The organism is Streptomyces sparsogenes (assembly GCF_001704635.1).
GTDB classification, from domain to species: Bacteria; Actinomycetota; Actinomycetes; order Streptomycetales; family Streptomycetaceae; genus Streptomyces; species Streptomyces sparsogenes.
This window is the reverse complement of sequence record NZ_MAXF01000043.1, coordinates 32540-57264: the sequence shown is the minus strand read 5'-3', so window position 1 is coordinate 57264 and position 24725 is coordinate 32540. Positions and strand designations below refer to the sequence as shown.

At 73.0% G+C, this 24725-nt stretch carries 24 protein-coding genes; 11 read left to right on the top strand and 13 right to left on the bottom strand.

Annotated features, from left to right (window positions below):
- The first annotated feature begins 96 nt into the window (after nt 1–96).
- Nucleotides 97–1200, top strand: a complete 1104-nt coding sequence (locus BBH68_RS10590) for an aminopeptidase P family protein (protein ID WP_076972240.1) — start codon at nt 97–99, stop codon at nt 1198–1200.
- Nucleotides 1201–1497: 297 nt separating this feature from the next.
- Here BBH68_RS10590 and BBH68_RS10585 read toward each other — a convergent pair whose 3' ends face one another.
- Nucleotides 1498–2508: a zinc-binding dehydrogenase gene (locus tag BBH68_RS10585; protein ID WP_065961052.1), complete on the bottom strand. Its 1011-nt coding sequence runs from the start codon at nt 2506–2508 to the stop codon at nt 1498–1500.
- 110 nt (nt 2509–2618) lie between these two features.
- Nucleotides 2619–3785, bottom strand: a complete 1167-nt coding sequence (locus BBH68_RS10580; RefSeq protein WP_065961051.1) for an NAD(P)-binding protein — start codon at nt 3783–3785, stop codon at nt 2619–2621.
- 172 nt (nt 3786–3957) lie between these two features.
- Here BBH68_RS10580 and BBH68_RS10575 point away from each other — a divergent pair, with 172 nt between their 5' ends.
- On the top strand, nt 3958–4695 hold the full coding sequence (locus BBH68_RS10575; RefSeq protein ID WP_245737990.1) for a pentapeptide repeat-containing protein: 738 nt from the start codon (nt 3958–3960) through the stop codon (nt 4693–4695).
- A gap of 163 nt (nt 4696–4858) precedes the next feature.
- Here the strand turns inward: BBH68_RS10575 and BBH68_RS10570 are convergent, their stop codons facing one another.
- The 5 genes from BBH68_RS10570 to BBH68_RS10550 form a co-directional block, all read right to left on the bottom strand.
- Nucleotides 4859–5356 carry a hypothetical protein gene (locus BBH68_RS10570; protein WP_065961049.1) on the bottom strand — a complete coding sequence of 166 codons (498 nt, stop codon included), beginning with the start codon at nt 5354–5356 and terminating at the stop codon, nt 4859–4861.
- A 591-nt stretch (nt 5357–5947) separates the two neighbouring features.
- A complete protein-coding gene (locus BBH68_RS10565; RefSeq protein ID WP_065961048.1) occupies nt 5948–6586 on the bottom strand; it encodes an MBL fold metallo-hydrolase in 639 nt (212 codons plus the stop codon).
- Nucleotides 6586–7671 carry an S-(hydroxymethyl)mycothiol dehydrogenase gene (locus tag BBH68_RS10560; protein WP_065961046.1) on the bottom strand — a complete coding sequence of 362 codons (1086 nt, stop codon included), beginning with the start codon at nt 7669–7671 and terminating at the stop codon, nt 6586–6588. Before BBH68_RS10560 ends, BBH68_RS10565 begins: the two co-directional genes overlap by 1 nt.
- A 94-nt stretch (nt 7672–7765) precedes the next feature.
- A complete protein-coding gene (locus tag BBH68_RS10555) occupies nt 7766–9379 on the bottom strand; it encodes a M4 family metallopeptidase (protein WP_065961045.1) in 1614 nt (537 codons plus the stop codon).
- Nucleotides 9380–9736: 357 nt separating this feature from the next.
- Nucleotides 9737–10654, bottom strand: coding sequence for a helix-turn-helix transcriptional regulator (locus BBH68_RS10550; protein WP_065961043.1), 918 nt, complete (start codon nt 10652–10654; stop codon nt 9737–9739).
- A gap of 207 nt (nt 10655–10861) precedes the next feature.
- Here BBH68_RS10550 and BBH68_RS10545 point away from each other — a divergent pair, with 207 nt between their 5' ends.
- The 5 genes from BBH68_RS10545 to BBH68_RS10525 all read left to right on the top strand — a co-directional run bounded on the left by BBH68_RS10545 (nt 10862) and on the right by BBH68_RS10525 (nt 14175).
- Nucleotides 10862–11623, top strand: a complete 762-nt coding sequence (locus BBH68_RS10545; protein ID WP_065961042.1) for an SDR family oxidoreductase — start codon at nt 10862–10864, stop codon at nt 11621–11623.
- Nucleotides 11624–11782: 159 nt separating this feature from the next.
- Nucleotides 11783–12310, top strand: coding sequence for a DinB family protein (locus BBH68_RS10540; protein WP_065961040.1), 528 nt, complete (start codon nt 11783–11785; stop codon nt 12308–12310).
- A 112-nt stretch (nt 12311–12422) separates the two neighbouring features.
- Nucleotides 12423–13004 (top strand): Uma2 family endonuclease, encoded by a 582-nt coding sequence (locus BBH68_RS10535; RefSeq protein ID WP_065961061.1) that lies wholly within the window; start codon nt 12423–12425, stop codon nt 13002–13004.
- 125 nt (nt 13005–13129) lie between these two features.
- Nucleotides 13130–13981: a helix-turn-helix domain-containing protein gene (locus BBH68_RS10530; RefSeq protein WP_065961039.1), complete on the top strand. Its 852-nt coding sequence runs from the start codon at nt 13130–13132 to the stop codon at nt 13979–13981.
- A complete protein-coding gene (locus BBH68_RS10525) occupies nt 13960–14175 on the top strand; it encodes a DUF397 domain-containing protein (protein WP_065961038.1) in 216 nt (71 codons plus the stop codon). Before BBH68_RS10530 ends, BBH68_RS10525 begins: the two co-directional genes overlap by 22 nt.
- Nucleotides 14176–14235: 60 nt before the next feature.
- On the opposite strand, the gene BBH68_RS10520 is transcribed toward BBH68_RS10525, so the two are convergent.
- Entirely contained in the window at nt 14236–14811 is a 576-nt protein-coding gene (locus tag BBH68_RS10520) for a TerD family protein (RefSeq protein ID WP_065961036.1), read from the bottom strand.
- A gap of 197 nt (nt 14812–15008) precedes the next feature.
- On the opposite strand from BBH68_RS10520, the gene arfB reads away from it, so the two are divergent.
- Both arfB and BBH68_RS10510 read left to right on the top strand, forming a co-directional pair.
- Entirely contained in the window at nt 15009–15437 is a 429-nt protein-coding gene (gene arfB / locus BBH68_RS10515; protein ID WP_065961035.1) for an alternative ribosome rescue aminoacyl-tRNA hydrolase ArfB, read from the top strand.
- 271 nt (nt 15438–15708) lie between these two features.
- Nucleotides 15709–16896, top strand: coding sequence for a serine hydrolase domain-containing protein (locus BBH68_RS10510; protein ID WP_065961034.1), 1188 nt, complete (start codon nt 15709–15711; stop codon nt 16894–16896).
- A gap of 76 nt (nt 16897–16972) precedes the next feature.
- On the opposite strand, the gene BBH68_RS10505 is transcribed toward BBH68_RS10510, so the two are convergent.
- A complete protein-coding gene (locus tag BBH68_RS10505) occupies nt 16973–17329 on the bottom strand; it encodes an arsenate reductase family protein (RefSeq protein WP_065961032.1) in 357 nt (118 codons plus the stop codon).
- Nucleotides 17330–17410: 81 nt separating this feature from the next.
- Complete coding sequence (locus BBH68_RS10500) at nt 17411–17911, bottom strand: flavin reductase family protein (protein WP_065961031.1); 501 nt, start codon at nt 17909–17911, stop codon at nt 17411–17413.
- A gap of 392 nt (nt 17912–18303) precedes the next feature.
- On the opposite strand from BBH68_RS10500, the gene cdgB reads away from it, so the two are divergent.
- Nucleotides 18304–20067: a diguanylate cyclase CdgB gene (gene cdgB / locus BBH68_RS10495; RefSeq protein WP_065961030.1), complete on the top strand. Its 1764-nt coding sequence runs from the start codon at nt 18304–18306 to the stop codon at nt 20065–20067.
- 198 nt (nt 20068–20265) lie between these two features.
- Entirely contained in the window at nt 20266–21240 is a 975-nt protein-coding gene (locus BBH68_RS10490) for a carbohydrate-binding protein (protein WP_065961028.1), read from the top strand.
- Nucleotides 21241–21313: 73 nt separating this feature from the next.
- On the opposite strand, the gene BBH68_RS10485 is transcribed toward BBH68_RS10490, so the two are convergent.
- From BBH68_RS10485 to BBH68_RS10475, 3 genes are all read right to left on the bottom strand, one after another.
- Entirely contained in the window at nt 21314–22243 is a 930-nt protein-coding gene (locus tag BBH68_RS10485; RefSeq protein WP_065961027.1) for a 1-phosphofructokinase family hexose kinase, read from the bottom strand.
- A gap of 227 nt (nt 22244–22470) precedes the next feature.
- On the bottom strand, nt 22471–23745 hold the full coding sequence (gene nagA, locus BBH68_RS10480) for an N-acetylglucosamine-6-phosphate deacetylase (RefSeq protein WP_065961026.1): 1275 nt from the start codon (nt 23743–23745) through the stop codon (nt 22471–22473).
- Entirely contained in the window at nt 23745–24677 is a 933-nt protein-coding gene (locus BBH68_RS10475; protein WP_065961024.1) for an ROK family protein, read from the bottom strand. Before BBH68_RS10475 ends, nagA begins: the two co-directional genes overlap by 1 nt.
- Between the last annotated feature and the right edge of the window lie 48 nt (nt 24678–24725).

Genomic DNA, 24725 nt, shown 5'->3' with positions numbered 1-24725 from the left:
CGGTGTGGCGGTGGTGGGCTCGGGGCTGTCGCGGGGCGGCCGCCGCTGCGGGATGCTGTGCGCATGTCGACCCCAGCGGAGCAGCAGCTCGCCCCCATGACCCTCGAGGACTACGCCGACCGGATGTCCCGGGCGGCCCGTACCGCCGCCGACGCCGGGCTGGCCGGGCTTGTGGTCACCCCCGGCCCGGACCTGGTCCACCTGTGCGGGTACCGGCCCCCGGCGGTGACCGAGCGCCTCACCGCGCTCCTGCTCGTCCCCGGGCGGACGCCCCGGCTCCTGGTGCCGCTGCTGGAGCGGCCGGACGCGCTGGCCGCGACCGGCGCCGGGGCGATCGAGGTGACCGGCTGGACCGACGGCGGCGACCCGTACCGGACGGCGGCGGAGACGCTGCCGCCGCGCGGCCGCTACGGCGTCTCCGACGAGACGTGGGCCGTCCACCTGCTCGGCCTCCAGCGCGCCCTGCCCGACACCTCCTACTCCGCGATCGGCGAGGCGCTGCCCATGCTGCGCGCGGTCAAGGACACCCACGAGCTGCAACGGCTCGCGTCGGCGGGGGCGGCCGCCGACGCCACGTACGAGGAGATCGTGCGGGTCCGCTTCGCCGGGCGGCGGGAGCGCGACATCGCCGCCGACCTGAGCGAGCTGCTGCTGCGGCACGGGCACAGTCAGGTCGACTTCACGGTCGTCGGGTCGGGCCCGAACGGGGCCAACCCGCACCACGAGGCCGGGGAGCGGGTGATCGAGGAGGGCGACATGGTGGTCCTCGACTTCGGCGGCCTCAAGGATGGCTACGGCTCCGACACCACCCGTACGGTGCACGTCGGCGAGCCCACGAAGGAGGAGCGCGAGGTCCACGCGATCGTGCGCGAGGCGCAGCAGGCGGCGTTCGAGGCGGTCCGGCCGGGGGTGGCCTGCCAGGAGATCGACCGGGTGGCGCGCCGAGTGATCACCGACGCGGGCTACGGCGAGTACTTCATCCACCGCACCGGCCACGGCATCGGGGTCACGACGCACGAGCCGCCCTATATGGCGGAGGGCGAGGAGCTGCCGCTGGTGCCGGGGATGTGCTTCTCGATCGAGCCGGGGATCTATCTGCCGGGGCGGTTCGGGGTGCGCATCGAGGACATCGTGACCTGCACGGAGACGGGCGGGCGGCGGCTGAACAACACGGCGCGGGAGCTGCGGGTGGTGGCCTGAGGAACCCCGGCCCCGGCTCCGGCTCCGGCTCCGGCCCCGGCCCCGGCTCCGGCTCCGGCCCCGGCGCCGGCCCAGGCACCGGCCCAGGCCCCGGCACCGGCCCTCGACCCTGGCCCTCGGCACCGGCGCCGGCCCCGGTCTCAGCCCCGAACCCCGGCCCCCAGCCCCCGGCCCCCGGCCCCCGGCCCCGGCCCTGCCCAGGCCGGGCCGGCCCCGCTCTCCCCTCGTGGAGCGGGACCGGCCCGGTGGTGGAGGTTGGTTTTCGGGACTTCGGGACTTCGGGGCCGTACGGGGCGGTTATGGCACCAGGACGACCTTGCCCATGGTGGCGCGCGTCTCCAGGGCCCGGTGGGCGGCCGCCGCCTCGGACAGCGGGAAGCGGTGCACCGCCGGGACCAGGCGGCCGGCCGCGGCCTCGGCCATCGAGCGCTCCTCCAGGGTGCGGATCGGGTCCGGCCCGCCGGCCTTCTCCAGCATCACCGGGCCGAGCACGGACCGGGACGTGATGCCGCGCGCCGTCAGCTCCTCCTCGCTGAACTCCAGCGGGCCACCGCCGCCGGCCAGCAGCCCGCCCGAGGACCAGCCGTAGACCAGGTGACGGCCGCCGGGACCGAGCAGGTCCACGCCGGCCCGGCCGGGCTCGCCGCCGACCCCGTCGAACAGCACGGTCGCGGCCCGGCCGCCGAGGGCGGCGCGGACCTGGTCCGGCCAGGCCGGGTCGGTGTAGTCGACGGCGACGTCGGCCCCGAGATCCCGCACCCGCGCCACCTTCGCGGGGCCGCCCGCGAGGCCCACGACCGTGGCGCCGGCGTGCTTCGCGTACTGCACGAGGAGCTGGCCGATCCCGCCCGCCGCCGAGGTGACGACCGCGATGTCGTCGGCGGTCAGATCGGCGAACTGCAGGATCCCCATCGTGGTCCGGCCGGTGCCGATCATGGCGACGGCCTGGGCCTCGTCGAGGTTCGCGGGCACCTCGTGCAGCTTTCCGGCGGCGACCACGGCCAGTTCGGCGTAGCCGCCGGGGACCATGCCCAGATGCGCGACGACGCGCTTGCCCAGCCAGGCCGGGTCGGTGCCCTCGCCGAGCGCGTCCACCGTGCCCGCGACCTCGCGGCCGGGGATGGTCGGCAGCTCGGGCGCGGCGTGGACGGCGGTGGTCTGTCCCTGGCGCAGCGCGGTGTCGAGGAGGTGGACACCGGCCGCGGCGACGGCGATCCGAACCTCCCCGGGACCGGGCAGCGGATCGTCGGTCTTCTCCAGGACCAGGTTCTCGGCAGGGCCGAAGGCGTGCAGGCGTACGGCGTACATGGGGCTCCCCGGGCTTGTCGTCACTGTCTCGTGCCGCCACCCTCCAACTTCAACTTAACTTCAAGTCAAGCGGCTTCAAGTCAAGCGGCTTCACGTCACGCGGCTTCGCGTCACGCGGCTTCGAGCGGCGCGGAGCGGTGGCGGCGCCCGCCGAGGGCGAGCGCGGCGGCGGTGAGCGCGCTGTTGAACGACACCTCGCAGAGCACCCCCGGCGCGGCGACCTGGTCGCCCGCCAGATACACCCCGTCGCCCCGGTCGATCGCCGGCCGGTCCCGCCAGGTGGTGCCGGGCGCGTCCACCGCCCCCGTACGCCCGGTCGCCAGGGCCTCCCGCCGGAAGACCATGCGCTCGCGCCAGCCGGGGAAGCCCAGGTCCAGCAGGTGTTCGGCGCGGGCGATGCCGTCGGCCCTGGTCTCGTCCGGGGCGATGGGCACCTGGCCCTGGATCAGCTGCTCGCCGGGCGGGGCCAGCGAGGGGTCCTGGGCGGTGAAGCGTTCGACCCAGCCGGGGGAGTCGAGGTCGGAGACGGCGAACGCGTCGCCGCGCCGGGTGCGTACGGCCAGGTCGAGCAGCACCGTACGGCCGCTCGGCCAGGTGAGCGAGGCGTCGCCGAGGAGCGCGCGGGCGGCGGACAGCTGGGTCGCGACGATCACCGGGCCTCGGTCCGTGGGCAGCGCGTCCAGGCGGGAGCCGGTCTCGATCCGTACGCCGAGCTTCCAGGCGTGGTCGGCCATCCGGCCGATGACCTCGCCCCAGCCGCCGCGCGCGTAGTGGGCCTCCGGCGGCACCTTGGCGGCGCGCCGGAGGCGCTCCTGCACGAAGGCGGCGGACAGCTGCCCGGGGGCGTGGTGGAAGGTGGCGACGCCGACGTAGTTCGCGGCCGCGCGGGCCCCGGCAGCGCCGACGACGCCCGTCGCCCAGGTGGTGAAGTCGGCGTCGACCGGCGCGTTTTTGGTCAGCAGCAGCCTGAGCATGGCGGCCGGCGGGACGCGCCGCAGCCGCCCGTCGCGGTGGAAGCGCAGCCGGGCGGCTTCCAGCAGCGGGAGATCGGCGAGCGGGCCGAGCAGCCCCCGCTGCTTCAGCCACCCCCAGTGCGGCCCGCCCGCGTAGAGGGCGTGCGGACCCTCGTTGGTGCGGTACGGGGCGGGGGCGGTGCGGGCGCGGCCGCCGAGCGTGTGATGGGACTCGTGCAGGATCACCTCGGCCCCGGCCTCGGCGGCGGCGATGGCCGCCGTGAGGCCTGCCAGGCCGCCGCCGATGACGGTGATACGACGCATGGGCAGCACTCCTTGCCGTGCGGCGACCCGGGTCGGATCGCGCTTCACGAGTACGACGAGGCGGCGGGCCGGGGTGTGACATCGGGGCGTTGTCAGTGACGTGGTTCACGATGGGGGTGGGGAGACGGGGAAACGGACGGGGCAGTGGGCACGGCGAGTGGACGGAGCGGTGATGGCGGGGCGCGGCGGCAAGCGGACAGGGACGACAGGGGCGACGGGGGCAGCGGGCGTGGCAGGCGCGGCGGACGCGGTGCGGGCGGCGCGGCGGCCGGAGGTGTCGCTGCCCGAGCTGCGGCCTTACGGGGGCGGGGAGCTGGAGCCGGAGGGGGACTACGACGGGCTGGAGTTCGCCGACGCGGACTTCACCGGGCAGCGGGCGGGCGGCGCCCGCTTCCTGGACTGCGGGTTCGACCGCTGCGGGTTCGACGAGGCCGGGCTGTCCCGGGCCAGGTTCCTCGACTGTGTGCTGGAGGGCGTGCGGGGCGTGGGCACCGACGTGTCTGAGGCGCGGCTGAGGGACGTGGAGCTGGTGGACGCCCGGCTGGGCGGGGTCCAGCTGCACGGGGCGGTGCTGGAGCGGGTGGTGGTGCGCGGCGGGAAGATCGACTATCTGAATCTGCGCACGGCCCGGCTCACGGACGTCGTGTTCGAGGGGTGCGTGCTCGTCGAGCCGGACTTCGGCGGGGCGGTCCTGGAGCGAGTGGAGTTCGTGGACTGCGCGCTGCGCGGGGTGGACTTCAGCCGGGCGCGGATGACGGACGTGGATCTGCGGGCGGTCGCGGAGCTGGACATCGCGCGGGGCGTCGAGGACCTGTCGGGCGCGGTGATCAGTCCCCCGCAGCTCCTCGACCTGGCCCCGGCGCTCGCGGCCCGGCTGGGCATACGGGTGGCGGAGGCGCGCGGGATTTAGGGCGGCCGGGGGCCGGACGGGCGCGGCTCGGCGGGGCGGGGCTCGGCGGGATGGGAGCCAGCGGGATGTGGCCAGGGGGTGGGGGCCGGCGGGGCGGAACTCAGGGGGATGGGAGCCGGCGGGATGGAGGCCGACTGGGCGAGGGGAGTCAGCGGGGCGGGGGTCAGACGCGGGGGTAGCGGGCCTGGAGCTCCCACACCGCCGGGTTGTCGGCCAGCCCCTCGTGCATATCGGTGAGGTCGGCGATCAGGTCGTGCAGGAAGTCGCGGGCCTCCCGGCGCAGCGCGGCGTGGTTGAAGGTGAGCGGCGCCTCCTCGGCCGGCACCCAGTCGGCCGTGATGTCCACCCAGCCGAAGCGGCGCTCGAAGAGCATCCGGTCCGTCGACTCGGTGAAGTCCAGCTCGGCGTGGACGGGACGCGCGGAGCGGCTGCCGCGCGGGTCGCGGTCCAGCCGCTCCACGATGTCGCACAGCGCCCAGGCGAAGTCGAGCACCGGCACCCATCCCCAGGCTGTGGACAGCTCCCGGTCCGCTTCCGTGTCGGCGAGGTACACGTCGCCGCAGAACAGGTCGTGACGCAGGGCGCGCACGTCCGCGGTGCGGTAATCCGTCTGCGGGGGGTCGGGGAAGCGGCGGGAGAGGGAGTAGCCGAGGTCGATCACACGGTCGATGGTGTCACGCCCCCGGCCCCCCGGAGGCCCCGGCCCGGGGCCCCCGGGGCCGGCCCGGGGCCCCGGCCGCGAGGGGCGCCCGGGTCGCGCGGCAGGCGCCCAGGTTGCGCGGCGGGTGCCGGGGTCGCGCGGCGGGTGCCCTGGTCGCGGCGGCGGTGCCCCGCAGCGACCGGGTGCCCGGCCGCGCCAGGTGCCCGGGTGGCGCGGCGGGTGGCCCGCCCATCGTCGGCGAGGCCCAGGCGCCGACGGGGCCCAGGCGTCGGCGGTGCCCAGATGGTGGCGAGGCCCAGGCGTCGGCGGGGTCCAGGCGGCGGCGGGGCCCAGATGGTGGCGCCTCCCAGGCGTCGGCGAGGCCCAGGCGTCGGCGAGGCCCAGGCGTCGGCGAGGCCCAGCCGGCGGCGGGCCCCAGCCGGTGGCGGGCCCCAGGCGGTGGCGAGGCCCAGGCGCCGACGGGGTCCAGGCGGCGGCGGGGCCCAGATGGTGGCGCCTCCCAGGCGTCGGCGAGGCCCAGCCGGCGGCGGGCCCCAGCCGGTGGCGGGCCCCAGCCGGTAGCGGGGCCCTGGCGGCGGGCCCCAGCCGGTGTCAGTGGCCGCGGGCGATCCATTCCTCCAGGTGGGGGGCCTCGTCGCCGATGGTGGTGGGGTCGCCGTGGCCCGTGCGTACGACGGTCTCCGGCGGCAGCGACAGCAGCCGCTCCCGGATGGACTCGATGATCGTCGGGAAGGACGAGTACGACCGGCCGGTCGCCCCCGGACCGCCGTTGAAGAGCGTGTCCCCGGAGAAGACCGTGGTCAGCGCGGGCGCGTGCAGGCAGACCGCGCCCGGGGAGTGGCCGGGGGTGTGCAGCACCCGCAGCTCGGTGCCGGCGACGGTGAGGACGTCGCCGTCGGCCAGCGCCCCGTCCGGCTTCCGGTCCGGGTGGCGCATCCGCCACAGCACCTCGTCGTCCGGGTGCAGCAGGATCGGCGCGCCCGTGCGGTCGGCGAGGTCCGGTGCGGCGTCGATGTGGTCGTCGTGGCCGTGGGTGCACAGGATGCCGAGCAGCCGCCGGTCCCCGACCGCCCGGGCGATCGCGTCCGCGTCATGGGCGGCGTCGATGACGTACACCTCGCTGTCGTCCCCGATCAGCCAGACGTTGTTGTCCACCTCCCAGGTGCCGCCGTCCAGGGAGAAGGTGCCGGAGGTGACCAGCCGGTCGACGCGTACGGGCGGGGGAGTCATCACAGCGTCACCACCGAGCGCAGCACCTCGCCGCGGTGCATCTTCGCGAACGCCTCCTCGATGTCGTCGAGGCCGATCGTCTCGCTGACGAACGCGTCCAGGTCGAGCCGCCCCTGGAGATACAGGTCGATGAGCATCGGGAAGTCGCGGGAGGGCAGGCAGTCCCCGTACCAGGAGGACTTGAGCGCCCCGCCGCGCCCGAAGACGTCAAGCAGTGGCAGCTCCAGCTTCATCTCCGGGGTGGGCACGCCGACCAGCACCACGGTGCCGGCCAGGTCGCGGGCGTAGAAGGCCTGCCGGTAGGTCTCGGGCCGGCCGACCGCATCGATGACGACGTCCGCGCCGTGGCCCCCGGTCAGCTCCCGGACGGCCTCGACGACATCGGCCGACTTGCCGTTGACCGTGTGGGTGGCGCCCAGCGTGCGCGCCGTCTCCAGCTTGCGGTCGTCCAGGTCCACCGCGATGATCCGCGCGGCTCCGGCCAGCCGGGCCCCGGCGATCGCCGCGCCGCCGACGCCGCCGCAGCCGATGACGGCGACCGAGTCGCCGCGCCCCACCGCGCCGGTGTTGATCGCCGCGCCGAGGCCGGCCATCACGCCGCAGCCCAGCAGGCCCGCCGCCGCGGGGGACGCGGCCGGGTCCACCTTGGTGCACTGCCCGGCCGCGACCAGGGTCTTCTCGGCAAACGCGCCGATGCCCAGGGCCGGGGACAGCGGGGTGCCGTCGGTGAGTGTCATGGGCTGGGCGGCGTTGTGGGTGTTGAAGCAGTACCAGGGGCGGCCGCGGCGACAGGCCCGGCACTGGCCGCACACGGCACGCCAGTTGAGGATCACGAAGTCGCCCGGGGCCACCTCCGTGACGCCCTCCCCGACGGACTCCACGACGCCCGCCGCCTCATGGCCGAGCAGGAACGGGAACTCGTCGGTGATGCCGCCCTCCCGGTAGTGGAGATCGGTGTGGCACACCCCGCAGGCCTGTACCCGCACCACCGCCTCGCCGGGTCCGGGGTCCGGCACCACGATCGTCTCGATCCTGACCTGCTCGCCTTTGCCCGGGGCGATGACACCGCGTACGTGTTGAGTCATGGCAGCAGCGTAAGTGCTGATCAGGGGCGGGGACAGAAACGGGCCGCACCGGGTTGCGGTGCGGCCCGTCGCCGTGCCTGCGCTTTTGGCGCGCCTACTTCACGTTGATCGCGGTCCAGGCGGCCGCGACGGCCTTGTACTCGGTGCTGTTCGCCCCGTACAGGTCGGTCGCCGCGTTGAGCGTGGCGGTGCGGGCCTGCGCGTACTTGGAGGTGGAGGTCAGGTACGTGGTCAGCGCCTTGTACCAGATCTTGATGGCCTTGTCCCGGCCGATGCCGGTGACCGTGGAGCCGTCGTACGTCGGGCTGTTGTAGCTCACGCCGTTGATGGTCTTCGCGCCGCTGCCCTCGGACAGCAGGTAGAAGAAGTGGTTGGCGGGCCCGGAGGAGTAGTGGACGTCGATGTTGCCCAGCGTCGAGGACCAGTAGTCCCGGGACGCCCCGTCCTTGCTGGGCTTGTCCTGGTAGCGCAGCGGGGTGCCGTCGCCGTTGATGTTGATCTTCTCGCCGATGAGGTAGTCACCGACGTCGGTGGAGTTGGCGGCGTAGAACTCCACGGCGGAGGCGAAGATGTCGGAGGTGGCCTCGTTGAGGCCGCCGGACTCGCCGCTGTAGTTGAGCTTGGCGGTGGCCGCGGTCAGACCGTGGCTCATCTCGTGGCCGGCCACGTCCACCGCGGTGAGCGGGTTGGCGTTGCCGGAGCCGTCGCCGTAGGTCATGCAGAAGCAGGAGTCCTGCCAGAACGCGTTGACGTAGTTGTTGCCGTAGTGGACCCGGGAGTACGAGCCGACACCGTCGTTCCTGATGCCGTTACGACCCAGCACGTTCTTGTAGAAGTCCCAGGTCAGCGCGGCGCCGTAGTGGGCGTCGACGCCGGCGGTCTGGCGGCCGCCGCCCCACACGTCGTCGGCGTCGGTGAACAGGGTGCCGGTGCCCGAGGTGCCCTGGTTCAGGTCGTAGGTCTTGTGGTTGCCCCGTGTGCCGTCGGTGAGGCTGTAGGTGCTGCCGCTCTTGGTGGTGCCGAGGGTGACCGTGCCGCTGTACTTGCTGGTGCCGGTGCCGGTCTCGACGGCTTCCTCGGTGAAGAGCTTCTTGCCGGTGGCGGCGTCGGTGATGATGTGCAGCTCGCTCGGGGTGCCGTCCTTCTGTACGCCGGTGACCACGGTCTCCCAGGCCAGGACCGGCTTCCCGGAGGCCGCCCAGATGACCTTGCGCGGCGACTTGCCGGCCTTGTCCTCGGTGGTGGCCGCCTTGAGGGCGGCCGTCCTGGCGTCGGCGGAGGACACGTCGGCGGACGTGGTCGGCACGGATATCCGGGCCGAGGTCGCCTTGGTCACGCTGCGCGCGCCGTTCGCCTTCTCGTGGACGATCAGGTCGCCGCCGAGGACGGGCAGGCCGTCGTAGGTGCGCTCGTAGCGGGTGTGGACGGTGCCGTCCGCGTCCTTGATGACGTCCCGTACGACCAGCTTCTCCTGGGCCCCGAGCCCGAGGTGCTCGGCCTGGGCGGCGGCCTCGGACTGCGCGGCCTTGATCGCGGACGCGCGCTCGCCGGCGCTGAGCGGCAGCGCCGTCGCGCCGGCCTCACGGCCGCGCTCGGCCTGGGCGCTGGCCGGGCCGGACTGTACGCCGATGACGACCATCGCGGCGGAGGCGACGAGGGCCGCGGTGCGGATGGTCTTCTTGCGGGTGGCGGAAGCGATGGATCTCACTCGGTCTCCTTGCCTTGGGGCCGCTGGGTCGCGGCCCTGTGTAGGGGGTGGGGGCAGCCATGGGTGGGCCGCCCGGTGGTGCGAGGAGTGGTGCGAGAGTGGCGCCGTGCTTCGTTGGTGCGTGCTCCGGTGGTGCGTGCTTCCGTGCTCGTGCTCCGTTGGTGCGTGCTCCGGTGATGCGTGCTCCGGTGGTGCGACACCTGGCGTGCGGCTACCTGACAGCTACCTGACGTGTATCTGACACGCACTGGTGACCGAGCAGAGATTGTCATCGAACGATCGGTCGGGACAGGCCTGAAACAAGAATTTGACTTTGCGTTATCTCTTCAGGCGGGGATCCGGTCAGATTTTCGCCACTCAGCCGCGCCCGGAAGATGACGGATTTTCAGCCTTTGCGTGGTCGCCCTCCGCCGCCGTACCGAGCCCGTCCTGGCTCGCCGCCCAGCTCGAAAGCACCGCCAGCTTCTCCGCGGCCGCCGTCCCGGGCGCGGCCGTGTAGGCGACCAAGAGCTGGTCGGGCGCGCCGGGCAGCGCGAGGGTCTCGTATCCCAGCTCCAGGTCGCCCACGACCGGGTGGCGCATGCGCTTGACCCCGTGTGTCTTCTCCTTCACCGGGTGGTCGGCCCAGAGCCGGCGGAATGTCTCGTTCTTCATCGCCAGCTCGCCGATCAACGACGCCATCAGAGGGTCGTCCGGGTGCCGGCCCGCGTCCAGCCGCAGATAGGCCACGGTCTCCGCGGCCACGGCGGGCCAGTCGGCGTAGAACTCCCGGGCCGCGGGGTCGAGGAAGGTGTGCCGGGCGGCGTTGCGCTCGCCCTCGGGCATCGCGGAGAAGCCTGACACCGCGTCCGCGAGGGCGTTCCACGCCAGGACGTCCATGCGCCGCCCGAGGACGAACGCGGGCGTGCCGGTCATGGTTTCCATCAGCGTGCGCACCCCGGCACGGACCGTCCGCCCGGCGCCCTCGCGCGCCCCCGCCCCGCGGCCCCGGCCCCGGTCCCGCTTCGGCCGGACCAGGTCCCTGAGGTGGGCCGCCTCCGTATCGGTCAGCCGCAGCACCCGCGCGACCGCGTCGAGCACCGCGTCGGACACGTTCGTCCCGCGCCCCTGCTCCAGCCGTACGTAGTAGTCCACGCTGACCCCGGCCAGCTGGGCCACCTCCTCCCGGCGCAGCCCTGGCACCCGGCGGCGCCCATGGGAGACCAGGCCCACCTGCTCGGGGCGTATGCGGGCGCGCCGTGAGCGCAGGAAGTCACCGAGGGCGTCGTCGTTCATGCCCCGAGGGTAGGCGAGCCGGCCGCCGCCAACCTGGTACTGGCAGACCCAGGAAAAGCGCCACCCTGGGTACGGCGGCGCGGCGGCCGCAGTCTTGAGGACGTGACGGGGGGCTCCCGCACTACACACCGAGCCACCCCCACACGAGCCACCCCCACCCCGGACACACCACCCCGGACACACCCCACGACCTCAGGAGCACACGAGATGAACCAGACCGACTTCGCCGGGCGCACCGCCGTCATCACCGGGGCCGCGAGCGGCATGGGCGCCGCGACCGCCCGCCTGCTCGCCGCGCGGGGCGCCCGGGTGGCGCTGTGGGCGCGCCGCGCCGACCGGCTGGAGGAGCTGGCCGGGAAGATCGCCGCCGAGGGCGGACAGGCCCTCGCGGTCCCGGTCGACGTGACCGACGAGGCCGCGGTCGCCGCCGGCGCCGCCCGGGTCCGCGACGCCTTCGGCCCGGTGGACCTGGTGGTCAACGCCGCCGGGGTGATGCTGCCGAACCCGGTCGAGGCCGGCCGGACCGACGAGTGGACCCGCATGGTCGACACCAACCTCACCGGCGCCCTGCGCGTCGTGGGCGCCTTCACCCCGGACCTCCTCGCCGCGGCGGCGGACGGGCGCCGCGCCGACCTCGTCAACATCTCCTCCATCGGCGCGCACGTGGCGTTCCCCAACTACGCGGTGTACTCGGCGACGAAGGCCGCGCTCACCCAGCTGTCCGCGTCCCTGCGCGCCGAACTCGGCCCGCGGGACGTGCGCGTCACCAACCTCGAGCCCGGCCTGACCGAGAGCGAGCTGGCCGGCCACGTCGACAACGCGGAGGCGACCAGCCAGCTGGACGGCATGTTCGCCGCGCTCGGGGGGCTCTCCTCGGAGGACATCGCCGACCTGATCGCGTACATCACCAGCCGCCCCGCGCAGGTGAACCTGCGCCAGGTGATCGTCCTCCCCACGCGCCAGGCGTGACCCCGCGGCGGACCACCCGGCCGGTGCGGCAGGTCCGGCCCGCCCCAGGTCGCGGGGGCCGCTCTCGTAGCGCGGTCCCTCCTCGTGCAGGTCATGATCGGTGACCGGCATCGAGCATCGAGGACGGAATCTGACCTACATGACCTTTACGGTCAACCCATGACCACTTCGACGGAAACCCAGGCACCTTCTCTTACGGGCGAGCGCGGCGAGCTGCTGCGCGCCTTCGCGGAGCAGCGGGAGCTGCTGCTGATCACTGTCCGAGGCCTCACCGACGCCCAGGCCGCGCAGCGCACCACGGTGAGCGAACTCACCCTGGGCGGGATCGTCAAACACCTCGCCTGCGGTGAGCGGGTATGGGCGCAGATCATGCTCAAGGGCGACGGTGAGCTGCCGGAAGGCATGCTCGACATGGGGCAGTACCGCATGGCGGACGGCGAGACGCTCGCCGGACTGCTGGAGGAGTACGCCACCGCCGCGCGGACGACCGAGGAGACCGTGGCGGCCCTGCCGGACCTGGACCGGACGGTCCCCCTCCCCAGGACCCCGTGGTCCCCGCCGGAGACCGTCTACTGGTCCGCCCGCCGGATCCTGCTGCACCTGATCAGGGAGACGGCCCAGCACGCCGGCCACGCGGACATCATCCGCGAGACGCTGGACGGCGCCAACACCACGGCGCAGCGGTGATCGACGCCCCAGGGGTAATCCCCGTATGGGTGATGTCTGGCCCATCCCCGCCCCGGGGGCTCGCCTAGGCTGGGACTGTCGCTCCGTACGAAGGAGGTCCACCGTGGCACTGATGGCTCCCGAGCTCGCACCGCACACGGACACCGACGGGAACACCGTTTCATCGGTCGAGGACGCCTTCGAGGCGTTGAGCGCGGCAGCCCCCGAGGGATGGCGCGTGGAACTGATCGAAGGGAAAATCCACGTGGTGCCTCCCGCCAACGGCGAGCACGAGGAGATCGTGTCCGAAGTAACGGGGCAGATGCGCGACCATCGGAAGGACCTGGGGCGTTACACCGGAATCGGGCTTCTCGTCCCCGGTGCGTCCCCCACCGGCAAGGTCATCCCTGATCTCGTCATCGCCCCCAAGGGGAGCTTCAGCGACGCGCTGGAATATCACGACCCCGGCCCCGCCCTGCTCGTCGGCGAGGTCACCTCGGACTCGACGGCCGCGAACGACCGGGGGCCGAAGCTGCGCGGCTACGCCCAGGCGGGCATCCCCTGCTATCTCCTGATCGACAGGGAAAGGGGTCACGTCGTCGTGCACACCGAGCCCTCCGGGCAGCGGTACGCACGGCGGTCCGAGGCGGAGATCGGTAAGACGATCACCCTGCCGTATCCCTTCGAATTCGAGCTGGACACGGGCGAGTTCTGACCCACACCTTCGAGGGGTAATTACCCGTTGTGACCCTGAAGGTGCTACGAGTGTCCTAAATTGGGTGGCGCAAATACTCCCTTGCGCCGCCAAGGGGGCGGGAAACGGGACACAGGGGTGGGCACATGCCGTTCCAGCCGCGCGAACTCCAGCCGGATCGCTCCGCTCGCGATCTGCTCGGCTTCGAGATCCGGCGCCACCGGGAGAAGGCGGACATGTCGCTGCGGCGGCTCGCGGAGGTGCTGAACTACAGCAAGTCGCATCTCGCGCGGATCGAAGGGGCGGAGTGCCTGCCGGAGGACGATCAATTGCCGTCGAAGCTCGACACCTGCTTCGGCACGGAAGGGCTCTTCATCAGGCTGTACAGGCTGGCGAGAAAAGAGCCGTTCCCCGGCAAGTACCGCCGCGTGATGGAGATCGAGAGCCGAGCGGCGATGATCGAGGAGTACACGAGCGCTGCGGTGCCTGGTCTGCTCCAGACTTCGGCGTTCGCCACATGCTGGCTGCGTTGCGGCAACCTGGATGCGCCGGATGGAGAAATCGCGTCGATGGTGAAGGCGCGACTCGATCGGCAGGCGCCTTTGTGTGCCCCGAAGCCGCCGCGCTGCTGGTTCATCCTCGACGAGGCGGTGCTGCGACGCCGGGTCGGAGGGCCAGGAGTGATGCGCGATCAGATGGCGGCGCTGATCGAGCGCGCGGCCCAGCCGAACATCACCGTTCAGATCCTGCCCTTTGCGGCGGGCGAGCACCCGGACCTGGGCGGTTCATTGACTCTCTTCACACTGCCCGACCAACCGCTGGTCGCTTATCTGGAGGGCAGTCGCTTCGGGTCGATTGTCGAGGACAGGGAGGAGGTGATGAGGCGTCGTGAGTCCTACGATCTGTTCAGGGCGATGGCTCTCTCGCCTCGTGACTCCGAAGCGATGATCCGAGCGGCAATGGAGGACTGGAAGGCATGTCGACCACCCCGGACCTGACTACCACTGTCTGGCGCAAGAGCAGCTACTCGAACGCCGACCAGGGGACGTGCGTCGAGGTGGCCGACGGCCACCCCGGCATAGTGCCCATACGCGACTCCAAGCGCCCCCACGGCCCCGCCCTGGTCTTCCCCGCCCCCGCGTGGTCCGCCTTCGTGGCGGAGGTCAAGGGCGACGGCTTCCGTACGGGCTGACGCGGCGAGGGCCGCCCCGTGAGAACGGGGCGGCCCTCGGCGTCTTGCGTACTACGTGCGTCAGACGCTGACGCCGAAGTCCCGGGCGATGCCCGTCAGGCCCGAGGCGTAGCCCTGGCCGACCGCGCGGAACTTCCACTCCGCGCCGTTGCGGTAGAGCTCGCCGAAGACCATGGCCGTCTCGGTGGCCGCGTCCTCGCTCAGGTCGTAGCGGGCGATCTCGGCGCCGCCGGCCTGGTTGATGATGCGGATGAACGCGTTGCGCACCTGGCCGAAGTTCTGGCTGCGCGACTCGGCGTCGTAGATGGAGACCGGGAAGACGATCTTCTCGACGTCGGCGGGCAGGGCCGCCAGGTTGACGTTGATCTGCTCGTCGTCGCCCTCGCCCTGGCCGGTGACGTTGTCGCCGGTGTGGACGATGGACTGGTCCGGGGTGGACTTGTTGTTGAAGAAGACGAAGTGCTGGTCCGAGTAGACCTTGCCGCTCGGGTTCACGGCGATGGCGCTCGCGTCCAGGTCGAAGTCGGTGCCGGTGGTGGTGCGGACGTCCCAGCCGAGGCCGACCGTGACGGCGGTCAGGCCCGGTGCCTCCTTGGTGAGCGAGACGTTGCCGCCCTTGGACAGGCTTACAGCCATGGGGGTCCCTTTCGTGGTCGAGTCCTCGGGGCTTCGTACTCCGGACGAAGCTACCGTCACCCTCCCTAACGCCCTCAGCCGCCCACCGGTTCCAGGTCTCTTTACCTTCTTTGCCAAGCATCGGCGCCGAGCGGTTCGCCCTCGCCCCGGGCGCAAAAGCAGATGACGGAGTTCCGGCGGCGCGGGAACATGGGGGTATGTCCGGGCCCTATGTCATCCGTGGCTCGGTCTCCCTGCCGGAGGCCGAGCTGATGTGGCGTTTCTCGCGGTCGTCCGGGCCGGGCGGGCAGCATGTCAACACCAGCGACAGCCAGGTCGAGTTGCGCTTCGACCTCGCCGCGACCGAGGCGCTTCCGCCGGTGTGGAAGCAGCGGGCGCTGGAGCGGCTGGCGGGGCGGCTCGTCGGCGGGGTGGTGACCGTACGGGCGTCGGAGCACCGCTCGCAGTGGCGGAACCGCGAGACGGCGGCGGTCCGGCTCGCGTCGCTGCTGGCCGAAGCGACCGCGCCGCCGCCCAAGCCGCGCCGTCCGACCCGTATTCCGCGCGGCATCAACGAGCGGCGGCTGCGGGAGAAGAAGCAGCGCGGCGATACCAAGCGGGGGCGGTCCGGGCGCGACTGGGGTTAGCGGTCAGCGCGGCGTTTGTGGTGCGTAGGGGCGTTTGTGGTGAATATGGGACAGCGACACGCCGACACCATGGCGTGTCGCTGTCTCATATTCACCGCAATCTCAGCGGCTGTGCCCCTGAGGCCCGGCGAGCGGTTCCTTAGGGGTCTCATGAGGGGGACCCTCGGGTGATCACTGATGGCCGGGCGCCGGGGACGCGACAGGGTGGCTCACAGTCCACCCTCCAGCTGTCCGCCCCACCTGTGGGGCCGTCATTCCCGGGAGGCGCTTGATGCGTCGTCGTCCCTCCGTCTTCACCCGTTCGGCCGTGATCGGCGTGGCCCTGGCCGCGGTCACGGCGGGTGTGGTCCTGCCCGTTTCGGCGGCCGCCGCGGCTTCTCCGCGGGCCTCGCGGGCCGCTGCCGCCGCCCGGCTCGCCCCGTTCGATCCCGCTCCGATGCGGGAGCTGCTGGCCGGCCTGCCCGATCCGGTGGTGGCCGGTGCGCTCGTCGAGGTGAGGCACGCCGGTTCGGGGCGGCCGTGGGCCGGCTACGCGGGAGAGGTGCCGCGTGGTGCCCACTTCCGGATCGGCAGCGTCACCAAGGCCTTCACCAGCACGGTGGTGCTCCAGCTGGTCGCCGAGCGCCGGATCGCCCTCGACGCGCCCGTCCGGCGGTATCTGCCCGAGCTGATACCGGCCGCGTACGAAGAGGTCACCGTGCGTCAGCTTCTGGACCACACCAGCGGCCTGCCCGCCCCCGCGGGCATACCGGGGCCGGCTGACGGGCCCGGGTGGTGGCTGAAGAGCCTCTCGCCGGAGCAGGTGGTCCGCGCGGCGTTCGCGAATGCCGCGGGCGGGGAAAAGGGGCCGCGGCCCGGCGCCGTCCAGCAGTACAACGGCGTCAACACCTTTGTCGTGGGCCTGCTGGTGGAGAAGGTGACCGGGCACACCTTCACGGAGGAGCTGGACCGACGCCTCATCCGGCCCCTCGGGCTGCGGGACACCAGCCTTCCCGCCGCCTCGGACACCACCATCGCCGCACCTCACGCCCGCCCGAGCCTCGGCGGGGACGAGGTGACCGAGCAGTCCCCGTGGGCCTGGGCCGAAGGCGGAATGATCTCCACCGCCGCGGACCTGGACAGGTTTCTGACCGCCCTGTTCCGCGGCAGGCTGCTGCCCCCGGCCGAGCAGCGGCTTGCGTTCACCGTCCCCGACGCGGCCAACGGACCGGACAACAAGAACTGCGTCAACGGGACCGCCTGCTACAGCATCGGCGGGCTGATGCGGGTCACGCTCGACAACGGGGTGACCGTATGGGGCAAGACCGGGTCGCAGCCGGGCTGGACGACGGGCATGTTCGCCACCCGCGATCTGAAGCGCCGCGCCGTGTACTCGCTCAACCCCACGGGGGCCGCCTCGGAACGCCCGTACGTCATGGCCGTTCTCAAGGCCGCCTTCGCGGACGGGAGCGCCGCCTGAGGTCCGGGTGGCAGCCCTGACGGGCCGGCGGGAGCCCGACGGGCCGGGCGGGGGTCTCTGACGTTGCGGCCGGCGGCTACGGCAGGACCGAGCGGACCGCGTCCGGGGTGCGGCCCACGACCGCCGTGCCGTCGTCCGCCGTGATGATGGGCCGCTGGATCAGGATCGGGTGCGCGGCGAGCGCCTCGATCCACCGGGCGCGGGCCGGCTCCTCGCGCGGCCAGTCCGCCAGGCCCAGGTCGGCCGCGGCGGACTCCCCGGTGCGGGTGATGTCCCAGGGCTCCAGGCCGAGACGGTCCAGCACCTCCTCGATCTCCTGGGCGGTCGGCGGGGTCTCCAGGTAGCGGCGGACCGTGTACTGGGCGCCCTCGGCGTCCAGGAGGGTGAGTGCGGAGCGGCACTTGGAGCAGGCGGGGTTGATCCAGATTTCCATGGTGATTCGGGTCTCTCGGGTCTCTCGGTTCGCCGGGGGACGGACTGCGGAGGGGCGCGGGGGGTGGTCGCGCGCAGGACGTTACCCCAGGGTGTGGTAGCGGCCCCGGAAGTACATCAGCGGGCCGCCGTCCGCGCTGGGGGTGCCCGCCCTGAGGACCCGGCCCACCACGAGGGTGTGGTCACCCGCCGTCACCCGCTGCTCGGTGCGGCACTCCACGATGGCCAGCGCCCCGCCGACGAGGGGCGCGCCCGTGGCCTCGCCACGGGTATAGGGGATGTCCTCGAACAGCAGCCGGTCGCTGATGCGCCCCTTCATGGCGAAGCGCCCCGCTATGTGGCGCTGGCTCTCCGACAGGACCGACACCGCCCAGAGCGGCTGTCGGGCCAGGAGGTCGTCCATCCGCGAGCCGTTGCGAACGCTCACCATGACGAGCGGCGGGTCGAGTGACACCGACATGAACGCCGTGGCCGTCATGCCGACGTCCTCGCCGCGCGCCCCCTCCTCGGGGTCGTGGGCGGTCACCAGCACCACGCCCGCCGACAGGCGGGACAAGGCGGCGCGGAACTCGTCCTCACTCACCCCACCAGCATGGGGGATGGCGGGCTGCGCGGTGGTGGAAGGCGATGAGTGAGGCACGTACTGAACGCTAACCCGGACCCCCAGGGGCCCGCATCGGGCCCCGGGACCAGGACGGACCTAGGTCCCGGGCCGTAGCCGTCGTACGCCCGGGGCGGCAGGGGCGGCCTTCGGATGGATGGTCGAACACTGTCCGCCGATTTGCATTCACAAAATCAAGGAGCGCTCCCATGTTTGTCTCCAAGGCTTGAACACTGTCTGTGAAGTGAGTCACAGCAGGCAGTAATTGTTGACCCTGTGTACCGAGTGGGCAGCTCGCTGTGATTCAGTGGCCGTGGCAATCGGACGACAAGAAGCCAGGAGTTGCTGTCGAGGTCTCGGGGGAGTAGCGAGCGATGGAGACCGAGTCGGAGCCCTACATCCGCCTTGCGACCCTGCGGCTGTTGCACGAGGTGGTCGCCGATCTGAACACCGCCCGCAGTCTCGCCGACACCGTGCAGACCGTCGCCGACGGGGTGATCGCCGGGCTGGGCTACGAGCTGTCGGCCGTCAACCTGGTCCGCCCGGACGGCGACCTGATCGTCGCGGCCGTCGGCGGCAGCGCCGGGGCCGAGGCCCTGATGGCCGGGCGGGTCGGCTCCCGCGCCTCGTGGGAGCGCCGGCTGTCCATGGGCGACCGCTGGGGCGATCTGCGCTTCATCCCGTACACCGAGGGCTGGGTGCTCGACGAGGACGACGTCCCGGAGTGGCACACCCCCGGGCCCGCGCCCCGCTTCCCCGACGAGTGGCACCCCATGGACCGCCTGCTCGCCCCGATGTACACGGCGGGCGGCGCGGGCGGGGAGCTGATCGGCGTCATATCCGTCGACCGGCCGCGCAACGGGCGCCGCCCCGGGGCGTGGGGGCGCGAGGCGCTCCAGATGTACGCCTTCCACGCCGCCACCGCGATCGGCAACGCCCGGCTGCGCGCCAACATGCAGCGCGCGCTGCTGCGCCTGGAGCGCGAGCAGCAGGCCCTGCGCGCCAGCGAGGAGAGCTTCCGGCAGGCCTTCGAGTACGCGCCGAGCGGCATGGCCATCGCCGAGATGGGCGGCGACCATCACGGCCGGTTGCTGCGCGCCAACGACGCGCTGTGCCGGTTGCTGGGCCGCACCGCCTCCGCCCTGCGCCGCTGCTCCTTCTCCGACCTCGTCCACCCCGAGGACATGGGCACCCTGATGCGCACCTCCGCCGAGGGCGGCCGCGCCGAGCTGCGGCTGCAACGCCGGGACGGCAGCTATGTGTGGGTGAACCTGCGCAACTCCGTGGTCGCCGACGCGGCCGACGGCCCGCGCTTCCAGCTCACCCACGTCGAGGACATCGAGGAGCGCAAGCGCCACGAGCTACAGCTCGCCCACCGCGCCAGCCACGACTCGCTGACCGGCCTGCCCAACAGCGCCGAGCTGCGCGCCCGCCTCGGTAGCAGGCTGTGCGCCCACCCGCCGCGCCCCGGGGAGTCCGGGGCCGGCGACGCCGAGGCGGGGGGTCTGTCGCGCGGCTACGACGCGTTCGACGGGCCGGGCGGGGCAGGGGTGTTCGACGGGCCGGGTGCGGCGGGAGTGTTCGACCGGCCGGGCGGGTCAGGGGTGTTCGATGGGCCGGGCGGGTCGGGGGGACCGGGGGTGTTCGAGCGGCCGGGCGGGCCGGCCGTCGGCGGCATCCCGTACGAGCCCCATGTGCACGCCATCGCGCCACGGGAGGACGACGACGTCGACGACGGCCACAAGGGGCTGGCCGTCCTCTTCTGCGACCTGGACGGCTTCAAGTCGATCAACGACCGGTTCGGCCACCACGCGGGCGACGCCGTCCTCATCGAGGTCGCCCGCCGGCTGGCCGGCGGGGTGCGGGAGGGTGACACCGTGGCCCGCCTCGGCGGGGACGAGTTCGTGGTCCTCGCGGACGGCCTCGGCCGGGCCGACGCCCAGGACCTGGCCGTCCGGCTGCGCAACGCGATCACTCCGCCGATCCGGGTCGACGGCCGGGCCGTCCGGGTCGGGGCCAGTTTCGGCATCGGCTGGGCCAGTTGCGGGATGACGGCCGAGGAAGTGCTGCACTCGGCCGACCAGCGGATGTACGTCGAGAAGCGGTCCCGCGCGAAGGAGCGCCGCCGCGCCGGATGAGTGCGGTCGAACCCGGCCCGCCCCCGTCGCGGTAGGCTGCCCCGATGCGGCATCGCCGCCGACAGTGAATCGATCATGAATATTGGCCATCCGGACAGTGCATGCCCTGTTGCGGCCTCCCGGGCCCTGATATGAGCTGTCGTGGCGCGTAAGTACCTGAGCGCCGTTGGCCATATGCACAGGGGAGTGACGAGAGGGATGACGGCCGGCAACAACGGCTCGGACACGCCGGAGAACGACGACCCGTTCGCCTATCTGTACCGCTCGGAGGGCGGGCAGGGCGGCCAGTCGGGCCAGTCGGGCTCCGCCCCCCGGACCGGCGGCTACGGCTACCCGGGCCCGCACCAGCCAGGGGTTCCCCGCACCTCGTACAACCACGTCCGCGCGGTCGGCGAGCGTACCTACGGGCAGCAGAACCAGCAGCAGTACCAGCAGGGTCAGCAGATCCCGAATCAGTCGGCGTACGGCGGCCAGGGGCAGCAGAACCCCCACTACGCCGCCCCCGAGACCCTCCCCGGCGGCGCCCCGCGCCGGGCCGCGCCCTCGCGCGGCACGGGCGGCCGCGGCCCCAACAGCAAGGGGCTGCTCATCGGCGCGCTCGCCGTCGTCGCCGTGGTCGTGGTCGGCATCGGTGTCGCGATGATCACCAACAACGACGACGACAAGAAGGACGACAAGGCCCAGCCGACGGCCTCGTCCACCGCCGCCTCGAGCGTCGAGCCCAGCAAGACCCCCGAGCCGTCCAAGAAGCCCTCCCCGCTGCCCACCGAGGACGCGTCGGGCATGCGCCTGGAGGGCGGCGCCACCCCCGCGTCGGACATCCCCGGCGCCAAGGCCGCCGGCGGTAACTACGTCGCGGGCCTCAACGCCCCCGGCGCCTCCGCGACCTGGAGCGTGGACGTCGACAAGGGCGGCTCGTACAAGCTGTACGTGCAGTACGGCGTGCCCGGCGAGGACCAGGGCCTCTCCCTCAGCGTGAACGGCAAGCCGGCCAACGAGCCGCTGCGCATGAAGAACTACGCGAACGCGAAGAAGGGCGACTGGGAGCACGGCTGGACGTACACCTGGACCCTCGTCAACCTCAACCCGGGCACCAACACGGTCAAGGTGTCCTGCGAGGCGGGCAACAAGTGTGACGTCAACCTCGACCAGATGTGGCTCAAGAACGGCTGACTGAGCGGCAGGGCGGGCTGAGGGAGGGCTGTCAGGGCTGTCGGCTGTCAGGGCTGTTGAGAGCGGGGCGGCCTCAGGCCGCCGGGTCCTCGGTGATCTCGATCCGCCCCTGCAGCTCGTCATACGTGCCGCGGTCGAACTCGCCCGCCACCGGCGCCCGTACGGCCGCCGCCGACAGCGCCACCGCGCGCGCCAGCCGGTCCGGCCACGGAACCCCCTCCACCAGCCCGGACAGCAGCCCGGCCACCGCGGCGTCCCCCGCCCCCGTCGGATTGCCCGCCAGGCGGCGCGGCGGGGCGGCCCGCCAGGTGCCCTCGGCGGTGACCGCGAGCATGCCCTCCGCGCCGAGCGAGGCGGCGACCGCGCGCGCCCCGCGCCGCCTGGCGTCCCGTGCGGCGCGCAGCGGCTCGGTGGAGCCGGTCAGCCCGGCCAGCTCGTCGGCGTTCGGCTTGACGATGTCGGGGCGGGCGGCGATGCCGCGGCGCAGCGGTTCGCCGCTGGTGTCCAGCAGCGTGGGCACGCCCGCCGCGTGCGCCTCCCGGATGAGCTGCGCGTACGTCCCCACGGGCACGCCGGGCGGCAGGCTGCCGCACAGCGCGACCGCCGACGCCTCGCGCAGCAGCTCGGTGTAGGCGCCCAGGAAGGCGGACCACTCGGGTGTGGTGACGAGCGGGCCGGGCTCGTTGAGCTGGGTGGTGTCGCCGGAGGTGGAGTCGACGACGCCGACGGTGCGCCGCGTGGCCCCGGCGATGGGCACGAGGGCGTCCGTCACCCCGCCGCCGAGTTCGGCGAGCCGCTCCCGCAGGACCGCCCCGGTCACGCCGCCGGCGAAGCCGGTGACGACCGTGGGATGGCCGAGGGCGGCCAGCACCCGGGCGACGTTCAGGCCCTTGCCGCCGGGCCGTTCGGTGACCTCGGTGACGCGGTGGGAGGTGTGGGCGCGCAGGCACGGCACCTGATAGGTGATGTCCAGAGCGGTGTTGAGCGTGACCGTCAGGATCACCCCGGCGTCCCCTTCTTTCCGTCCCCAGGCCCCAGCAACCCAGGCCCCCGCATCCCAGCCCCCCGCATCCCAGGCACCAGCAACCCAGCCCCCGCAACCCAGGCCCCAGTGCCCGGGACGAGTTCTGCGTGTGTCCTGCGTGTGCACGGCTGTGAAGGATCATGCCAAAACGGCGGCGGCGGGCCCAGCCCCCCACCGAGGCCGGCCCGCCGCAGCGCGGTGTCGAATCAGCCCACTTCGGGATCGATCACCCAGGTACCCCGGCGCATCACGCCCACCACGCCGAAGTCCTCCCCGAGCACGACGAGGTCGGCGTCCTTGCCCGCTTCCAGCGAGCCCACCCGGTCGTCCAGGCCGAGGACCCTCGCGGGGGTGGTGGACAGCGCCCGTACGGCCTCGGGGACGCTCAGCCCGTCCACGGTCACGGCCCGGGCGAAGGCGCGGTCGAGGGTCAGCGTGGAGCCCGCGATCGAACCGGCCGTCGGGCCGGTGCTGATCCGCGCGACCCCGTCGGTGACCTCGACCTCCATCGGGCCCAGCGGGTAGGTGCCGTCGCTCATGCCGGCCGCGCCCATCGCGTCCGTGATGAAGGCGACCCGGTCGGCGCCCGCGCGGCGGAAGGCCAGCCCCAGCGCGGCGGGGTGCAGATGCGTGCCGTCGTTGATCAGTTCAATGGTGACCCGCTCGTCCTCCAGCAGGGCGGCGACCGGCCCCGGCTCGCGGTGCAGCAGCGGCGGCATCGCGTTGAAGAGGTGCGTCGCCACGGTCGCGCCCGCCTCCACGGCCTCCAGCGCGGCCTCGTACGCGGCGTCGGTGTGGCCGACCGCCGCGATGACCCCGCTGTCGGCGAGCAGCCGTACGGAGTCCAGGCCGCCCGGCAGTTCGGGCGCCAGCGTCAGCATCTTCGCGGCGCCGCGCGCGGCGTCGATGAGCTTGCGCACGTCCGCGGGGTCCGGGTGGCGCAGCAGCGACGGCTGGTGGGCGCCGCAGCGGTGGGGGGAGATGAAGGGGCCCTCGAAGTGGACACCGGCCAGCTCGCCCTGCTCGACCAGCTCGGCGAGGGCGGCGGCCTGCCGCGCGAGGTCGTCGAGGTCGCCGGTGACGGTGGAGGCGAGCATGGTGGTGGTGCCGTGGCGGAGGTGCGTACGGACCACGGTGAGGGCTTCCTCGTGGGTGCCGGCGGAGAAGGAGGCGCCGCCACCGCCGTGGACGTGCATGTCGACGAAGCCGGGGACGATCCAGTGGCCGGTCAGGTCGAGCACGGCGCCACGGTCGGGCGCGCCGCTGTCTGCCGTGCTGTGGTCTGCCGCGCTGTGGTCTGTTGTGGTGCCGTCCGCCGAAGGCGCGCCGTTTGTCCCCGCCCCGCCGTTCGTCCCCGCCGCGACGCCGGCCGCCTCGACGATGTGCCGTCCCTCGACGGTCACCCGCCCGTTGTCGACCACGCCGGTCGGCAGCACCACCCGGGCGCCCGTGAGAACCTTTCGAGCCGTTCGTCCGACCATCAGGCGCTTACCTCCGTGGAGAGAAGATCCCAGGCGAGCAGGCCCGCGCCCAGGCATCCGGCGGTGTCCCCGAGGGCCGCCGGGACGATAGAGGGCAGTCGCTGGAACGTGATCCGCTCCCGGACCGCCGTGCGCAGCGGCGCGAACAGCGTCTCGCCGGCCTCCGCCAGCCCGCCGCCGATGATCATGACCCCGGGGTCCAGCAGGGTGAGCCCGGTGACCAGGCCGTCGGCGAGGGCGCTCACGGCCTCCTGCCAGACCGCCGCGGCCCGCGGGTCCCCGGACTCGACGGCCTTGGCGCAGTCAGCGGCGTCCGCCTCGGGGTCGCCGCTGGCCAGGGCCCAGGCGCGGCCCACCGCGGAGGCGGAGGCGACGGTCTCCAGACAGCCGTACTGGCCGCATCCGCACACCGGGCCGCCCGGCCGTACGACGATATGGCCGATCTCGCCGGAGGAGCCGTGGGCTCCGGGGTCGACCCGGCCGTCGATGCCGATGGCCCCCGCGATGCCGGTGCCCAATGACACGAACAGAAAGCGCCGCGCCCCCTCGCCCGCTCCTATCCGGCCCTCGGCCAGCCCGCCCATGCGTACGTCATGGGCCAGCGCGACGGGTGTCCCGGCGAGCCGTTCGGCGAGCAGGGCGCGCAGCGGCACATCGCGCCAGCCGAGGTTGGCGGCGAAGACGGCGATGCCGCGCTCCTCGTCGAGGACGCCGGGCACGCCGACCCCGGCCGCGGCGGCCGGCTGTCCGTAGCGCTGTTCGCCGATGGCGCGCAGTTCGGCGGCGAAGTCGAGGATCGTGGCGACGACGGCCTCCGGCCCGCGCTCCCGGCCCGTGGGCCGTCTCTCCTCATGGAGGAGTGCGCCGTCCGCCCCCACGAGGGCGGCCTTCATGCCGGTGCCGCCCACATCGAGGGCGATGACGTGTTTCACGCGACCAGTCTGGCGCGATCCACCGCGAGAGGTCTAGTCCACTCGCCG

Coding starts and splice junctions, on each gene's coding strand:
- BBH68_RS10590 (WP_076972240.1), top strand. CDS start 97: ATGACCCTCGAGGACTACGCCGACCGGATGTCCCGGGCGGCCCGTACC.
- BBH68_RS10585 (WP_065961052.1), bottom strand. CDS start 2,508: ATGTACGCCGTACGCCTGCACGCCTTCGGCCCTGCCGAGAACCTGGTC.
- BBH68_RS10580 (WP_065961051.1), bottom strand. CDS start 3,785: ATGCGTCGTATCACCGTCATCGGCGGCGGCCTGGCAGGCCTCACGGCG.
- BBH68_RS10575 (WP_245737990.1), top strand. CDS start 3,958: ATGGCGGGGCGCGGCGGCAAGCGGACAGGGACGACAGGGGCGACGGGG.
- BBH68_RS10565 (WP_065961048.1), bottom strand. CDS start 6,586: ATGACTCCCCCGCCCGTACGCGTCGACCGGCTGGTCACCTCCGGCACC.
- BBH68_RS10560 (WP_065961046.1), bottom strand. CDS start 7,671: ATGACTCAACACGTACGCGGTGTCATCGCCCCGGGCAAAGGCGAGCAG.
- BBH68_RS10550 (WP_065961043.1), bottom strand. CDS start 10,654: ATGAACGACGACGCCCTCGGTGACTTCCTGCGCTCACGGCGCGCCCGC.
- BBH68_RS10545 (WP_065961042.1), top strand. CDS start 10,862: ATGAACCAGACCGACTTCGCCGGGCGCACCGCCGTCATCACCGGGGCC.
- BBH68_RS10540 (WP_065961040.1), top strand. CDS start 11,783: ATGACCACTTCGACGGAAACCCAGGCACCTTCTCTTACGGGCGAGCGC.
- BBH68_RS10535 (WP_065961061.1), top strand. CDS start 12,423: ATGGCTCCCGAGCTCGCACCGCACACGGACACCGACGGGAACACCGTT.
- BBH68_RS10530 (WP_065961039.1), top strand. CDS start 13,130: ATGCCGTTCCAGCCGCGCGAACTCCAGCCGGATCGCTCCGCTCGCGAT.
- BBH68_RS10525 (WP_065961038.1), top strand. CDS start 13,960: ATGTCGACCACCCCGGACCTGACTACCACTGTCTGGCGCAAGAGCAGC.
- BBH68_RS10520 (WP_065961036.1), bottom strand. CDS start 14,811: ATGGCTGTAAGCCTGTCCAAGGGCGGCAACGTCTCGCTCACCAAGGAG.
- arfB (WP_065961035.1), top strand. CDS start 15,009: ATGTCCGGGCCCTATGTCATCCGTGGCTCGGTCTCCCTGCCGGAGGCC.
- BBH68_RS10510 (WP_065961034.1), top strand. CDS start 15,709: ATGCGTCGTCGTCCCTCCGTCTTCACCCGTTCGGCCGTGATCGGCGTG.
- BBH68_RS10505 (WP_065961032.1), bottom strand. CDS start 17,329: ATGGAAATCTGGATCAACCCCGCCTGCTCCAAGTGCCGCTCCGCACTC.
- cdgB (WP_065961030.1), top strand. CDS start 18,304: ATGGAGACCGAGTCGGAGCCCTACATCCGCCTTGCGACCCTGCGGCTG.
- BBH68_RS10490 (WP_065961028.1), top strand. CDS start 20,266: ATGACGGCCGGCAACAACGGCTCGGACACGCCGGAGAACGACGACCCG.
- nagA (WP_065961026.1), bottom strand. CDS start 23,745: ATGGTCGGACGAACGGCTCGAAAGGTTCTCACGGGCGCCCGGGTGGTG.